Below are 13821 nucleotides of genomic sequence, written 5' to 3'. Positions count from 1 at the left end.
ACATCGCCGAGGACCACAACAACATCCGTCAGATGCGCGCGCGCAGCGCGAACAACGGGATCCGGGCGGGGATGCTGGCCGAAACACTGGCGCATGCGCAGGCCAAGGGTTTTGCCGCCGCCGATCTGCGCAAGTTCTTTGCAACCTCCCTGGTCAGCCCGGTGCTGACGGCGCACCCGACCGAGGTCCGCCGCAGGAGCACGATGGACCGCGAGATGGAGGTCGCGGCGCTGCTCGACCGGCGCGAGCGCGTCCAGTTCACGCCCGAGGAGAGTGAGGCAAACGACGAGCAGTTGCGCCGCGAGGTGCTGACGCTGTGGCAGACCAACATGTTGCGGCGGACCAAGCTGACCGTGCTCGACGAGGTCGCCAACGGGTTGGCGTTCTATGACTATACCCTCCTGCGCGAGGTGCCGCGGCTGTTGTGTGCGCTGGAGGACCGCCTGGATGGCGGCGAGGAGGCTGCGGGCGAGCTTGCCTCGTTCCTGCGGATGGGCAGCTGGATCGGCGGTGACCGCGACGGCAACCCGTTCGTGACCGCGGAGGTGATGCGTGGCACGCTAAGACTGCAGTCGAGCCGCATCCTGCAGTTCTATCTGGAGGAATTGCACGCGCTCGGCGCCGAGCTGTCGATCGCGGCGCATCTGGCCGACATTTCCGAGGAACTGCGCGTGCTCGCCGAGCGCTCGCCGGACACCTCGCCGCATCGCAGCGGCGAGCCGTATCGGCTGGCGGTCTCCGGCGTCTATGCCCGGCTGACCGCGACCGCGCAACGGCTCGAGGTCGAGATCAGCCGCAAGCCGGTTGGCGCGGCGGCAGCTTACAGCAGCGCGGCCGAACTGAAGGCCGATCTCGACGTGCTGGATCGCTCGCTGATCTCGAACAATGCGCGCGTGATCGCGCGCGGGCGGCTCAGGCTCTTGCGCCGGGCCGTCGACTGCTTCGGCTTTCATCTCGCCCGTCTCGACATTCGCCAGAACTCGGCCGTTCACGAGCGCACGGTTGCCGAACTGGTCGACGCGGCGATTCCCGGAATGTCCTATCTTGCGTTGGGCGAGGAGGCGCGCATTTCGCTGCTGACGAGCGAGCTGCGCAGCGCGCGCCCGTTGACGTCGAGTTTCGTCAAGTACAGCGACGAGACCCTGGGCGAGCTCGCCGTGTTCCGCGCCGCCGCGGAGGCACACGCCAAGTTCGGCGCCGACGTCATTCCCCAATCCATCATCTCGATGTGCAAGGGCGTGTCGGACATGCTCGAGGTCGCGGTGCTGCTGAAGGAGGTGGGCCTGATCAACCCCTCCGGCCGCAGCGCGATCAACATCGTGCCGCTGTTCGAAACCATCGAGGATCTGCAGGCCTCCAGTGCCATCATGGATCGCATGTTGTCGCTACACGACTATCGCCGCCTGGTCGACAGCCGCGGCGCGGTGCAGGAGGTGATGCTGGGCTATTCCGACAGCAACAAGGATGGCGGCTTCGTCACCTCGGGCTGGGAGCTCTACAAGGCCGAGATCGGTCTCGTCGAAGTGTTCGAGCGCCACCATGTGCGCTTGCGGCTGTTCCACGGCCGCGGCGGATCGGTCGGCCGCGGCGGCGGGCCGAGCTATGACGCGATCATCGCGCAGCCCGGCGGCGCGGTGAACGGCCAGATCCGCATCACCGAGCAGGGCGAGATCATTTCCAGCAAATACTCCAACGCCGAGGTCGGCCGCAACAATCTGGAAATCCTCGCGGCCGCAACGCTCGAGGCGAGCCTGCTCCATCCCCGGCAGAGCGCGCCGAAGCGGGAATACCTCGTCGCAATGGATCAACTGTCCGCGCTTGCGTTCAAGGCCTATCGAGGTCTGGTCTATGAGACCGAGGGTTTTGTCGACTATTTCTGGTCGTCGACCGTAATCAACGAGATTGCGACGCTCAACATCGGCAGCCGTCCGGCCTCGCGCAAGAAGACCCGCGCGATCGAGGATTTGCGCGCGATTCCCTGGGTGTTTTCCTGGGCGCAGTGCCGGTTGATGCTGCCGGGCTGGTACGGGTTTGGCAGCGCGGTCGAGACGTGGATCGCCGAGCATCCCGAGCAGGGCATGGCGTTCCTCAAGGAGCTCTACCGGGAGTGGCCGTTCTTTCGCATGCTGCTGTCGAACATGGACATGGTGCTGGCAAAGAGCTCGATCGCGATCGCCTCGCGTTATGCCGAACTTGTTCCAGACGAAGCCTTGCGTGAAAAAATTTTCGGCCGGATCCGACGCGAATGGCATTCCTCGATCGAGGCGCTGCTCGACATCATGGGGCAGGAGCGGCTGTTGCAGGGCAATCCGCTGCTGGAGCGCTCGGTGCGGCACCGCTTTCCCTATCTCGATCCGCTGAACCATGTGCAGGTGGAACTGCTGAGAGAGCATCGCGCGCAAAATCCGGACGAGCAGATTTTGCGCGGCATCCAGCTCACCATCAACGGCATTTCGGCAGGCCTGCGGAATACCGGCTAGGGCCGTCGTTCCGGGGCGCGCGCGAGCGCGAACCCGGAACCTTGAGATTCCGGGTTCGATGCTTCGCATCGCCCCGGAATGACGGCATACAAATCAGCTCACGGCTTCAGCGCACCCTGCGCGCTGGTGTAGACGGCATAGAGCGACGTCGATCCGCAGATATAGAGCCGGTTGCGCTGCTGGCCGCCGAAGCACAAATTCGCGACCGTTTCCGGGATGTGGATCTTGCCGAGCAGCTCCCCCTGTGGCGAGTAGCCGCGCACGCCGTTCTCATTCGGATCGCCCCAGCCGACCGAAAGCCAGACCCGGCCGTCCCGGTCGGTGCGCACGCCGTCGGTAATGCTCGGCTTGGGCATTTCGGCGAAGACCTTGCTGTTCGACAATTTGCCGGCCCCTGTGTCGGCATCGAACGCGCGGATATGCGACGGGTTGTCGGGCCCATCGGTGAAGCCGGTATCGATGATGTAGAGCTTCTTTTCATCAGGCGAGAAGGCGAGGCCGTTGGGCTCCACGAAATCGTCGGCAACGACCTTGATGTCACCGGACTTCGGATCGACCCGGAACACATTGTGCTTCTCCTGCTCTGGCTCGGCCTTGACGCCTTCATAGTAGCCGCCGATGCCATACACCGGATCGGTGAACCAGATCGCGCCGTCGGACGAGACCACCGCATCATTGGGCGAGTTCAGCCGCTTGCCGTTGAACTTGTCGGCGATGACCGTGATCGAGCCGTCGAGCTCGGTACGGGTCACGCGCCGGCCACTATGTTCGCACGTGATCAGGCGTCCCTCGCGGTCGATGGTGTTGCCGTTCGAATTCATTGATGGCTGGCGGTACACACTCAAATGACCATCATCTTCGGAAAAGCGCATGATCCGATTGTTGGGAATGTCGCTGAACAGCACATAACGTCCGGCCGGGAAGTAGACCGGGCCCTCGGCCCAGCGGAAGCCGGTCGCGACGCGCTCGACCGCCATGGTGCCGGCAAAGGCTGGGAAGCCGGGAGGTCCGAACGTTGGCTTTCCGGACTTGTTCGCAGATTCCAGATGAGAGTCTGGATAAACGCTTCCGGGCAGCGGCCCGAGGGGGAGCGGCTGGGTCGACATCGTTGGAGCGCCTAGCTGGCCCAGCGGCGCCTGCGTCTCCAATGCGGACGCCGAGGTCGCGGTCGCAGCTGTTGCAGCGAGTGCCGCCGCGCCCTTCATCAGGTTGCGGCGGTTGAAAGCGTGGCTAGGAAAGGTCAGGGGAGCTGCCATGATTTCCTCCAGTATTTTTTATCGGGAGGACGAGCTTATCACGGCAATTCGACGAAACTCTGGAGCTGCAACCTTCGATGGATCAAATTTCCAGCATCAGATCGCGTCCCAGCTGAAGACATCGGCCGATCGGTCGAGCCTGTAGAACGACGGCTTCAGCGCCGGCATCGCATGCTCTGCGATGGTCTGCGGCGTCCAGCCCTCTCCGCGCTGCACCGAACGCAACGGACGCGATTGGCTCATCAGGAAAATCTCGTTCATGCGCACCGCGAAGATCTGCCCCGTCACCTCCTTCGAAGCATCGCCGAGCAGATAGGCGACGATCGGCGCGATCTTTTCCGGGCCCATCTGCTTGATCTTCTCGACGCGCGCCTTCTGGGCTTCGGTCTCGGTCGGGATGGTACCGATCAGCCGGCTCCAGGCGAAGGGCGAAACGCAGTTCGATCGCACGTTGAAACGGTTCATGTCGAGCGCGATCGATTTGGACAGGCCGACGATACCGAGCTTGGCTGCGGCGTAGTTGGCTTGGCCGAAATTGCCGACGAGACCCGAGGTTGAGGTGAAGTGGACGAACGAGCCGCTCTCCTGCTCGCGGAACAGCCGGGCCGCCGCGTGAGAGACATAGAACGAGCCCATCAGGTGCACCTTGATGACGGCCTCGAACGCTTCGACGCTCATGCGGTGGAAGATCATGTCACGCAGGATGCCGGCGTTGTTAACGACGCCGTCAAGTCTGCCGAAATGATCGGTCGCCGCCTTGACGATGCGGCTCGCCGGGACGGCTTCTGCGACCGTCTCGAAATTCGCCACCGCCGTGCCGCCGCGCTTCCTGATCTCCTCGACCACCTCTTCCGCGGGTGCAGCGCTCGATCCAGCCCCGTCGGCGGCGCCGCCGGGATCGTTGACCACGACCTTGGCGCCTTCGGTCGCGCAGAGCCGCGCGATCTCGCGCCCGATGCCGCGGCCCGCGCCGGTTACGACGATGACTTTGCCTTCGAGTGATTTGGCCAAAGCTTGCCTCCCGTTGTTGTCATTCCGGGGCGCGCGTAGCGCGAACCCGGAATCTCGAGATTCCGGGTTCGGTCCTGCGGACCGTCCCGGAATGACGAGGGTTTACTGACGTTCGTTCGTAAAGATGATCGTGCCCGATGCCGCAAACATGCCGCCGACGCCGTGACACACCGAAATCCTCGCGTTCGGCACCTGTGCCGGCGCGATGCCCCGCATCTGACGCACGCTTTCCTGCAGCGCGTACATGCCGTACATCCCGGAATGCATGTAAGAGAGACCGCCGCCATTGGTGTTGAGCGGCAGTTTTGCGCCGGGACGGGTGTTGCCGTCGGCGATGAATTTGCCGGTCTCCTCATGCGGCATGAAGCCGAGGTCGCCGAGTCCGAACAGCGGCAGGTGCGCGAAGGCATCATAGATCATCAGATGGTCGACATCCCCATGCGTGATGCCGGCTTCCTTGAAGGCGAGGGGACCTGCGACCTTGAAGGCACGCGAGGAGCTGAACGTCTCCATCTGGCTGACCAGCGGCGTTTCCACGCTCTCGCCGGTGCCGAGGATGTAGACCGGCTTTTGCGGAAAATCCTTCGCGCGGTCGGCCGAGGTCAGGATCAGCGCGCCGCCGCCGTCGGTGACGAGGCAGCATTGCAGCAGGCGGAACGGATAGGCGATCATGCGCGAGTTCAGGACGTCGGCGACCGTGATCGGCTCCTTCATGGTCGCGCGCGGATTCTTGGCCGCCCATTCCCGCTGCACCACGGCGACCATCGCGAGCTGCTCATGGGTGATCCCATAGGTCTTCATGTAGCGCAGCACGGGAATCGGAAACATACTGGGCGGCCCGTACACACCGAATGGTGCCTCGAACTGGCCGTTGAGACTGTCCGGTGGCGTCGCGCGCAGCTGCTTGCCGATCATCGACTTGCCGCTCTCGGCGTGGGTGATCAGCACGGTGTTGCACAGCCCGGTCTCGATTGCCGCTGCGGCATGGCGGACATGCAGCATGAACGAGCAGCCGCCGACCGAGGTGCCGTCGACCCAGGTCGGGGTGATGCCGAGATAGTGGCAGACCTGCTGCGGCGTCTCGACCGCGGTGGCGAAGCCGTCGATGTCGGAGAGTTTGAGCCCGGCATCGGCAATCGCATTCAGCGCGGCGTCCGCATGCAGCTGGATCTGCGACATGTTCGGGATCACGCCGAGCTCGGTGGTTTCGGCTGCGCCGACCACGGCGACCTGGTTTCGTCGCATGGCGCTATCCTCTTGCGGGGCGGAACAAGGGCAGGGTGATCTTGTCGTCGAGTTTCTCGAACTTGACTTCGAGCCGCATGTCCAGTTCGAGCGCTTCCGGCGTCTGCGGACAGTCCACGATGTTGCTCATCATGCGCGGGCCCTCGTCGAGCTCGACGACGGCGATCGAATAAGGCGGCGTGAAGCCAGGCGCGGCCGGGCGATGATTGATGACGTAGCTGTAGAGCCTGCCCATGCCGCTCGCCTTGAACACGCTGACCTTGCGCGAGGCGCAGGACGGACAGAAGGGACGCGGCGGGAAGTAGACATGGGCGCAAGCGTCGCAGCGCTGCAGCCGCAACTCGCCGGCCTGTGTCCCGTCCCAAAAGTGCTGCGTCTCGGGTGTCGGCTTGGGGCGCGCACGCGCTGCTTCAGCCATCTTGTCGTTTCCTCGTTGACGATGCCTCGGGGGTGAGGCTCGCTTGTTCTAGTCTTGATGCGACATTTGACTATTTGGCGTCAACGGTCCAAGCAGGGCATGCACGCATGCCGCCTATTCCGGTGTGCCCAGAGGGGAGAGAGGGGGCGGGTGGCCGAGTGGCCGAGTGGAATATCGGCTTTCATGAGGTCGCAACGCGCGTCTTCGTGCTGAAGGGCGGGCGCATCCGCTTTCGCACGGTCGCGGAAATGAACGACAACGAGGCCTTGCATCGTGCCCATTTCGGACTGAAGTAGACAGCATTGTCCCCGGGAACGAGACCAAGATGATCAGCCTTCCGACCCTCGCCACACTCGCCGATGACCTGACGAAGGGCCGCACTACGGCCCGCAAACTGGTCGAAGAGTGCCTGGCCAGGATCGCCGATTCCAACGGCGAGGGTCAGAGAACTTTTATCCATGTCGACCGCGACGCCGCGCTGGCTGCCGCCGATGCCATGGATATTCTGCGAAAGGCCAATGCCGCGCCGTCGCGCTTTGCCGGCATTCCCCTCTCGGTCAAGGACCTGTTCGACATCACGGGGCAGGTGACGCGCGCAGGGTCGCGGGCGCTGGACGATTCCGCCCCTGCGGAGGTCGACGCGCCGGTGGTCGCCCGGCTGCGCCGCGCCGGGTTCGTCGTCATCGGCCGTACCAACATGACGGAATTCGCCTATTCCGGCATCGGCATCAATCCGCATTACGGCACGCCGAAGGGCGCCTGGAACCGTAGCGTCGGTCATGTGCCCGGCGGCTCGTCCTCGGGCGCCGCCGTTTCGGTCGTCGACGGCATGGCGCACGGCGCGCTTGGCACCGATACCGGCGGCTCCTGCCGGATTCCCGCCGCGTATAATGGAATCGTGGGCTTCAAGCCGACGCAGCGCCGCATCCCGCTCGATGGCGGCGTGCCGCTCTCCACGACGCTCGACAGCTATGGGCCGCTCGCGCGCTCCGTCACCTGCTGTGCTGTGCTCGATGCCGTGCTCGCGAACGAACCGATCATTCCCTTGCAGGCGCGGCCGATCAGGGGGATGCGCCTCGCGGTGCCGACGACCGTTGCGCTCGATGAGCTCGACGGCACCGTGGCGCGGACGTTCGACCGCGCAATGGATACGCTGTCGCGCCAGGGCGCGTCGATCGTGCGCATCGAGGTGCCGGAGTTCCTCGATGTCGGCATCATCGGCGCCAAAGGTGGGTTCGCGGCGGCCGAGAGCTTTGCCTGGCATCGCTTTCTGATCACGAGCAAGGGCGACATCTATGATCCCCGCGTGTCGGCGCGTATCTTGCGCGGCGAAGCCATCACGGCCGCGGACTACATCGAAATGCTGAACGCGCGGCGCTCCCTGATCGCGCGCACCGCCGCGCGCCTTGCGCCCTATGATGCCTTGGTCATGCCGACCGCGGCCAATACGCCGCCGCGCATCGCCGATCTTGCCGAGGACGACAAGGCGTTCGCTGCTGCCAATATCCTGTCTCTGCGGAACTGCACGTTGATCAACATGATCGATGGCTGTGCGATCTCGCTGCCCGCGCATCGCGAGGGCGAGGTGCCGGTCGGGCTGATGCTGGCCGCGGCCGGCGGCGCGGACCGCCGCATTTTCGAACTCGCGGCAGGCATGGAGGACCTCATCCGTGTTTGACCTCACCTTCACCGTCGACGCTCAGGACACCACGACGCCGTTGACGCTGCCGATCGATCAGCTCGTGATCGCGGGCTGGACCGGCCGCGATCCGGTCGCGCGCGACAAGCACATCGCCGAACTCGAAACGCTGGGAATCGCGCGGCCGGCCTCAACCCCGATCTACTACCGGGTCTCAGTGCGGCGGCTGACACTCGAAGACGAGATCGAGGTCTGCGGACTTGAGTCGAGCGGCGAGGTCGAGTTCGTGCTGATCGGCTGGCAGGGACGCATCTTCGTCGGCTGCGGCTCCGACCACACCGACCGCAAGGTCGAGAGCTACAGCGTCACAGTTTCCAAGCAGATGTGCGACAAGCCGATCGCATCTGTGTTGTGGGAGCTCGAAGACGTGATCGGCCATTGGGACCGGGTGATCCTGCGCTCTCATGCCATGATCGGCGGCAAGCGCGAGCTGTACCAGGAGGGTACGCTCGACGCCATGCTGCCGGTCGACGAGCTGATCAAGCGCGGGTTCGACGGCGGACGCTTGCCGGACGCCTGCGCCATGTTCGGCGGCACCTTTGCCGCCAAGGGCGGCATCCGGCCGGCAAGCCGCTTCGAATTCGAGCTCGAGGATCCGGTGCTGAAGCGGACCATCCGCCACGCCTATGACGTGATCTCCCTGCCGGTGCGGGGCTGAGTCGTTCGTCCTTGCGAGGTGAGGCAATTCACGGTCATTCCGGGGCGATGCGAAGCATCGAACCCGGAATCTCGAGATCCCGGGTTCGCCTCTTCGAGGCGCCCCGGAATGACACCATGGAAGCACTCTGGATCGCTTCGCTGGCACTCGCGATGACGGCGGAGGAGATCGGAAATCGGGTGGCAGGCGGCGTCCCGGAGCCCCAAATTGTGTCTCATGAAACCGAACGCAAGAATCCACGCTGTTCCGAGTTCTGATCTCGCTGGCCGCGTCGCGGTGATCGACTGGGAACAGGCCGAGCGCGATCTGGACGCGCAGGGGTGCGCGATGCTGAAGGGGCTGCTCGCCCCGGATGAATGCCGCGCGCTCGCCGCGGTCTATGCCGACGATGCGCATTTTCGCAGCCGCATCGTGATGAGCCGCCACGGTTTTGGCCGCGGCGAGTACAAGTATTTTTCCTATCCGCTTCCCGACCTGATCGCGGAGCTGCGTCCCAAACTCTACGAACGTCTTTCCGGGGTTGCCAATCGCTGGAACGAGGCGATGGGGATCGACATCAGCTATCCCAAAAGCCATGCGGCGTTCCTGAAGCGCTGCCATGATGCCGGCCAGGGCAAGCCGACGCCGCTGTTGCTGCAATATCAGGAAGGCGACTACAACTGCCTGCATCAGGACCTCTATGGCGAACATGTCTTTCCCCTGCAGGTCGCGATCCTGTTATCCGATCCGGGTCGCGATTTCGAGGGCGGCGAGTTCGTGCTGACCGAGCAGCGGCCGCGCATGCAGTCACGCGCCGAGGTGGTGCCGCTGCGGCAAGGCGACGGAGTGGCCTTCGCGGTCCACCACAGGCCGGTTGCTGGGACGCGCGGCACCTACCGCGTCAACCTTCGCCATGGCGTCAGCCGCCTTCGCTCTGGCCGGCGTCACACACTGGGGGTGATCTTTCATGATGCGAAGTGAGTGGCCGTGACGTCGGATCTGTTCGACAGCGTTCCCGATACCGGGCCCGCGCGCGAACACATGGCCGAAGGTGCCGTGCTACTGCGCGGCCATGCCAGGCCTTTGGAGAACGAGCTCATCGCGGCGTTGCACGACATTGTCGCGCAGGCGCCGTTTCGCCGCATGGTCACGCCCGGCGGCCATCAGATGTCGGTGGCGATGACCAATTGCGGGCCGCTCGGCTGGACCACTGACAGCAGCGGCTATCGTTACGTCCAAAATGATCCGGAAACAGGCAAGCCGTGGCCGGCGATGCCGCCGGCCTTTGCGCAGTTGGCCGAACGAGCAGCCGCGGCAGCGGGATTCAACGAGTTTGCGCCCGACGCCTGCCTGATCAATTGCTATGAACCGGGTGCACGGATGTCGCTGCATCAGGATCGCGATGAGCAGGATTTCGACAAGCCCATCGTGTCGGTCTCACTGGGATTGCCTGCGATCTTCCTCTTTGGCGGCCTGAAGCGCAGCGACAAGACGCGGCGATTCCGTTTGGCGCACGGCGATGTCGTGGTGTGGGGCGGTCCATCGCGGCTGTTTTTTCACGGCGTGGCGCCGCTCGCCGACGGCGAGCACGTGCTGCTCGGCCGGCAGCGCATCAACCTGACGTTTCGCCGCGCACGCTGAGCCTCTTCCGTCGTTCCCGAGCGATGCGAAGCATCCAGACGTTGCAGTGAGAGATTCCGGGTTCACGTTACGCGCGCGCCGGAATGACGAGGTTAAGGCCGCGCCGGATGAATGAACGTCCAGGGCGTGGTTTCCGAGTCCTTCGGCACCTCGATCGCGATCAGATACGGGCCGCCATGCGCCAGCGCCTTTTCGAGTGCGGGGCGGAAATGATCGGGCGCTGTGACACGCGAGGCCGCCACGCCAAAGGATTCGGCGAGCTTGACGAAGTCCGGATTGACGAGATCGGAGGCGACGACGCGGCCGTCGAAACGCTGGACCTGGTCGCGCCGGACATTGCCATAGGCGTTGTTGTTGAACACCAGCGTTACCACGCCGATGTTGAACTGCACGGCGGTCGCGAGCTCCTGTACGGCGAACATGAAGCCGCCGTCGCCGGTGATGGCGACCACCGGCCTGTCCGGATTGGCGACCTTTGCGCCGAGCGCGGTCGGGAAGCCCGAGCCAAGCGTGCCCTGATATCCTGAGGTGATGAAGGTGCGCGGCGCGTAGATCGGAAAGCCGTACCAGGAAGCGAAGCCCACCTGTGACAGTTCGTCGGTGACGATGCCATCATGCGGCAGCACGTCGCGCAGGATGTTCAGGTAGGCCATCTGCGGCTGCACCCTCTGAATCTCGGCCTGCGCCGCGGCCGTGGCCTCGCGGATCGCCGCGCGGCGGCCCGCAATCTTGCGAGTGCCCGACTTGGCGACGGCCTTGACGAGATCAGATGTCGCGGCTTTGGCGTCCGCCACCACGGCGAGATCAGGCGGCATGCGGCGCATCTCCACGGGATCGATGTCGATGCGAATCGATTTCAAGCCGTCGGGCCGGTACGGCCAGCGTGACATCGTCGGCAGCTCCAGGCGGGTGCCGATGCCGATCATCAAGTCCGTGGTCGGCCAAAGCTTGTAGGCCGCGGCCATCGTCAGTCCGAGTTCATGCGCATTGGAGACGATGCCGCGGCCGCTGCGGAACGCGACGACCGGCGCATCGATCATCTCGGCCAGCTCGAGGATATCCTCTTGCGCCTCGATCGCGCCCGAGCCGACAAAGATCATCGGCGCCTTGCTGGCGGCAATCAAAGCTGCGGCATCCTTGATCCGCTCGCTGTCAGCCTTTGGTGCTGGGAACGGATCGAACGGTCTTGCCGCGCTCGCCTGGACACGCTGGGTGAACACGTCCCAGGGCATTTCCAGCGCCGCCGGCCCGCGGCGGCCGGACATCATCTCCTGAAAAGCGCGCGACACCGCGGTCAGTGCATTATCAGGATATTCGATGCGATCGGCCCATTTGACGAAAGTTCTGAGTGTCGCGAGCTGGTCCGGCATCTCGTGCAGGTGCCCGCGGCCCTTGCCCAAAAACTGTGTCGGCACCTGCCCGGTCAGGCACAGCACCGGCTCGTTGGAACCGAAGGCGGTCAGCAGCGCCGCGCCCGCGTTGAGGACGCCTGGGCCGGGGACCACGCTGAACACCCCGGGTTTGCCGCTCGATCTGGCATAACCGTAGGCCATGTAGCCGCAGGCCTGCTCGTGGCGCGCGCCGATGACCTTGAGCTGGGCCTGGTGAAAGGCATCGAACAGACCATAGATCTGCGCTCCGGGCAGGCCGAACACGGTGCTGACACCGTGTGCGACGAGACCGCTGACGATCGCTTCACCGCCGGTCATTGAAGTCATGTCGTTGTAATCCGTTGGTCGCGTTGATCATGTTGTCTCGTCGATCACGCCATTGCGCAGCAACCCGATGCCTTCGGCCTCGATCTCGATCAAGTCGCCTGGCTTCAGATCATGCGGCGGATCACCGGCGCCGGCCGACGTTCCGGTCGCGACGATGTCGCCGGGCACCAGTGTCGTGAAGGTCGAGACGACGCAGAAAGTTGTGAGGCGAAGGAAGGTCATCGGCATCAATCTGCAACGGTCACGTCGGCGACGAATTGCGGTTCGCGGACCTGCTGCCCGGTGAACGGCGAGCCCTGCTCGAACCAGGAGCGCGGCGCGGGCGCGCCCCACAAGGTTTGCCGCCGTGGATCCCTGAGCGACCAGCGCAGCGGTTCGTGGTCATGATCTCCCGTAAAATAGTCGCTGGTGTAGAGCTCGAGCCGGTGGCCGTCGGGATCGCGAATGTAGAGGAAGAATGCGTTGGAGATGCCGTGCCGGCCGGGCCCGCGCTCGATGTTCTTCAAGTAGCCGCTGGAGGCCATCACATCGCAGAGATGGATGATGTTCATCGCGGTCGGCGTCCAATAGGCGACGTGGTGCAGGCGGGGGCCCTTGCCATTGGTCAGCGCGAAATCATGCACGTTGCCCTTGCGGTGCAGCCAGGCCGCGGCAATGCGGCCGTTCGGCCCGTCTTCCTCGGCGTATTCGGTGAGGCGGAAGCCGAGGCGGACGTAGAAATCCATGGTGTCCTGCACCTCGGCGGCGAAGACGTTGAAATGGTCGAGCCGCTGCGGATGGCAGCCTTTATAGAGGTCGTAGCGCCGCAGCAAATGCGGCCGCTTGTCCATTCGGGCGTAGAGCTCGATCCGATAGCCGAAAGGATCGGTGAAATGCAGTGTGCGGCCCTGGAACGGCTGCTCGGCGAACGCATAAGGGATGCCGTTCTCGGAAAAGAACGCTGCGGCCTTGTCGAGATCGCTATCGTTGCCGACCTTGAAGCCGAGGCGGTTGCAGGCCGGCACGTCGGCCCGGCGCAGCACCAGCGAGTGATGCTGATGCTCCTCGCTGGCGCGCAGATAGACGGCGCTGTCGTCGGCATCCTCGACATGCAGGCCGACCGTGGTCTCGTAAAATTCGCGGCTGAGTTTTAGGTCAGTGACGTCGAGCACCGCATGACTGCAGCGGATGATGTTGAACGGCGGATCGAAGACGTGCTTTGGAACGGGCATGGGGTTTCCTCCGGTCATTCCGGGGCGATGCGCAGCATCGAACCCCGGAATCTCGAGGTTCCGGCTTCGCGCTTTGCGCGCCCCGGAACGACTCGATTATCAAATTCCCAGTCTTTGAATTTTGTGCGTGCCCCGCGCGAGGGAGACGTGCTTGGTTTCCATGTAGACGTCGAACGAATAATCGCCGCCGTCGCGACCGATCCCGGAGGCCTTCATGCCGCCGAACGGGGTCGGCAGATGGCGGACGTTTTCCGAGTTGAGCCAGATCATGCCCGCCTCCAGCGCATCCGCGACGCGCAAGGCGCGGCCCAAGTCGCCCGTCCAGACATAGCCGGTCAGGCCGTATTTTACATCGTTGGCGATCGCGATTGCGTCACTCTCGTCGCGGAAGGCAATCACGGTCAAGAACGGGCCGAACACCTCCTCCTGTGCGACCCGCATCTTGCCATTAGCGCCGGTCACCAGCGTCGGCTGCACGTAATGGCCGCCGCCCGGCCCGTCATGC

At 64.2% G+C, this 13821-nt stretch carries 13 protein-coding genes and 1 pseudogene; 6 read left to right on the top strand and 8 right to left on the bottom strand.

Going from position 1 to position 13821, the window contains the following annotated elements:
* A partial coding sequence (gene ppc / locus JOZ76_RS36910) for a phosphoenolpyruvate carboxylase (RefSeq protein WP_291706295.1) occupies nucleotides 1-2480 on the top strand: 2480 nt, incomplete at its 5' end.
* A 98-nt stretch (nucleotides 2481-2578) separates the two neighbouring features.
* Here ppc and JOZ76_RS36905 read toward each other — a convergent pair.
* From JOZ76_RS36905 to JOZ76_RS36890, 4 genes are all read right to left on the bottom strand, one after another.
* Complete coding sequence (locus tag JOZ76_RS36905) at nucleotides 2579-3736, bottom strand: SMP-30/gluconolactonase/LRE family protein (protein WP_291706294.1); 1158 nt, start codon at nucleotides 3734-3736, stop codon at nucleotides 2579-2581.
* Nucleotides 3737-3832: 96 nt separating this feature from the next.
* On the bottom strand, nucleotides 3833-4747 hold the full coding sequence (locus JOZ76_RS36900; RefSeq protein WP_291706293.1) for an SDR family NAD(P)-dependent oxidoreductase: 915 nt from the start codon (nucleotides 4745-4747) through the stop codon (nucleotides 3833-3835).
* Nucleotides 4748-4849: 102 nt separating this feature from the next.
* On the bottom strand, nucleotides 4850-5992 hold the full coding sequence (locus JOZ76_RS36895) for a thiolase C-terminal domain-containing protein (RefSeq protein WP_291706292.1): 1143 nt from the start codon (nucleotides 5990-5992) through the stop codon (nucleotides 4850-4852).
* A gap of 4 nt (nucleotides 5993-5996) precedes the next feature.
* A complete protein-coding gene (locus JOZ76_RS36890) occupies nucleotides 5997-6410 on the bottom strand; it encodes a Zn-ribbon domain-containing OB-fold protein (RefSeq protein WP_291706291.1) in 414 nt (137 codons plus the stop codon).
* A gap of 158 nt (nucleotides 6411-6568) precedes the next feature.
* On the opposite strand from JOZ76_RS36890, the gene JOZ76_RS36885 reads away from it, so the two are divergent.
* The 5 genes from JOZ76_RS36885 (at nucleotide 6569) to alkB (ending at nucleotide 10387) form a co-directional block, all read left to right on the top strand.
* The gene (locus tag JOZ76_RS36885) at nucleotides 6569-6706 is read left to right on the top strand and encodes a hypothetical protein (protein ID WP_291706290.1); all 138 of its coding nucleotides are present in this window, start codon (nucleotides 6569-6571) and stop codon (nucleotides 6704-6706) included.
* Between the two features lie 29 nt (nucleotides 6707-6735).
* Complete coding sequence (locus JOZ76_RS36880; RefSeq protein ID WP_291706289.1) at nucleotides 6736-8088, top strand: amidase; 1353 nt, start codon at nucleotides 6736-6738, stop codon at nucleotides 8086-8088.
* Nucleotides 8081-8767, top strand: coding sequence for a DUF2848 domain-containing protein (locus JOZ76_RS36875; protein WP_291706288.1), 687 nt, complete (start codon nucleotides 8081-8083; stop codon nucleotides 8765-8767). The genes JOZ76_RS36880 and JOZ76_RS36875 overlap by 8 nt, the downstream gene beginning before the upstream one ends.
* Before the next feature lie 216 nt (nucleotides 8768-8983).
* On the top strand, nucleotides 8984-9727 hold the full coding sequence (locus JOZ76_RS36870) for a 2OG-Fe(II) oxygenase (RefSeq protein WP_291706297.1): 744 nt from the start codon (nucleotides 8984-8986) through the stop codon (nucleotides 9725-9727).
* 6 nt (nucleotides 9728-9733) lie between these two features.
* The gene (gene alkB, locus JOZ76_RS36865) at nucleotides 9734-10387 is read left to right on the top strand and encodes a DNA oxidative demethylase AlkB (protein ID WP_291706296.1); all 654 of its coding nucleotides are present in this window, start codon (nucleotides 9734-9736) and stop codon (nucleotides 10385-10387) included.
* Nucleotides 10388-10479: 92 nt separating this feature from the next.
* Here the strand turns inward: alkB and JOZ76_RS36860 are convergent, their stop codons facing one another.
* The 4 genes and pseudogenes from JOZ76_RS36860 to JOZ76_RS36845 all read right to left on the bottom strand — a co-directional run.
* Nucleotides 10480-12105 (bottom strand): thiamine pyrophosphate-dependent enzyme, encoded by a 1626-nt coding sequence (locus JOZ76_RS36860; protein ID WP_291706287.1) that lies wholly within the window; start codon nucleotides 12103-12105, stop codon nucleotides 10480-10482.
* Between the two features lie 27 nt (nucleotides 12106-12132).
* Nucleotides 12133-12294: pseudogene (locus JOZ76_RS36855) on the bottom strand (fumarylacetoacetate hydrolase family protein); the annotation flags it as partial.
* A 38-nt stretch (nucleotides 12295-12332) separates the two neighbouring features.
* Complete coding sequence (hpaD, locus tag JOZ76_RS36850; protein WP_291706286.1) at nucleotides 12333-13316, bottom strand: 3,4-dihydroxyphenylacetate 2,3-dioxygenase; 984 nt, start codon at nucleotides 13314-13316, stop codon at nucleotides 12333-12335.
* 99 nt (nucleotides 13317-13415) lie between these two features.
* The coding region (locus JOZ76_RS36845; RefSeq protein ID WP_291706285.1) for an aldehyde dehydrogenase family protein at nucleotides 13416-13821 on the bottom strand (406 nt) is incomplete at its 5' end.

It is taken from the genome of Bradyrhizobium sp. (assembly GCF_019244115.1).
Taxonomy (GTDB): Bacteria; Pseudomonadota; Alphaproteobacteria; order Rhizobiales; family Xanthobacteraceae; genus Bradyrhizobium.
Note: the sequence above shows the minus strand (reverse complement) of the source record. Positions and strands in the feature narration are given on the sequence as shown.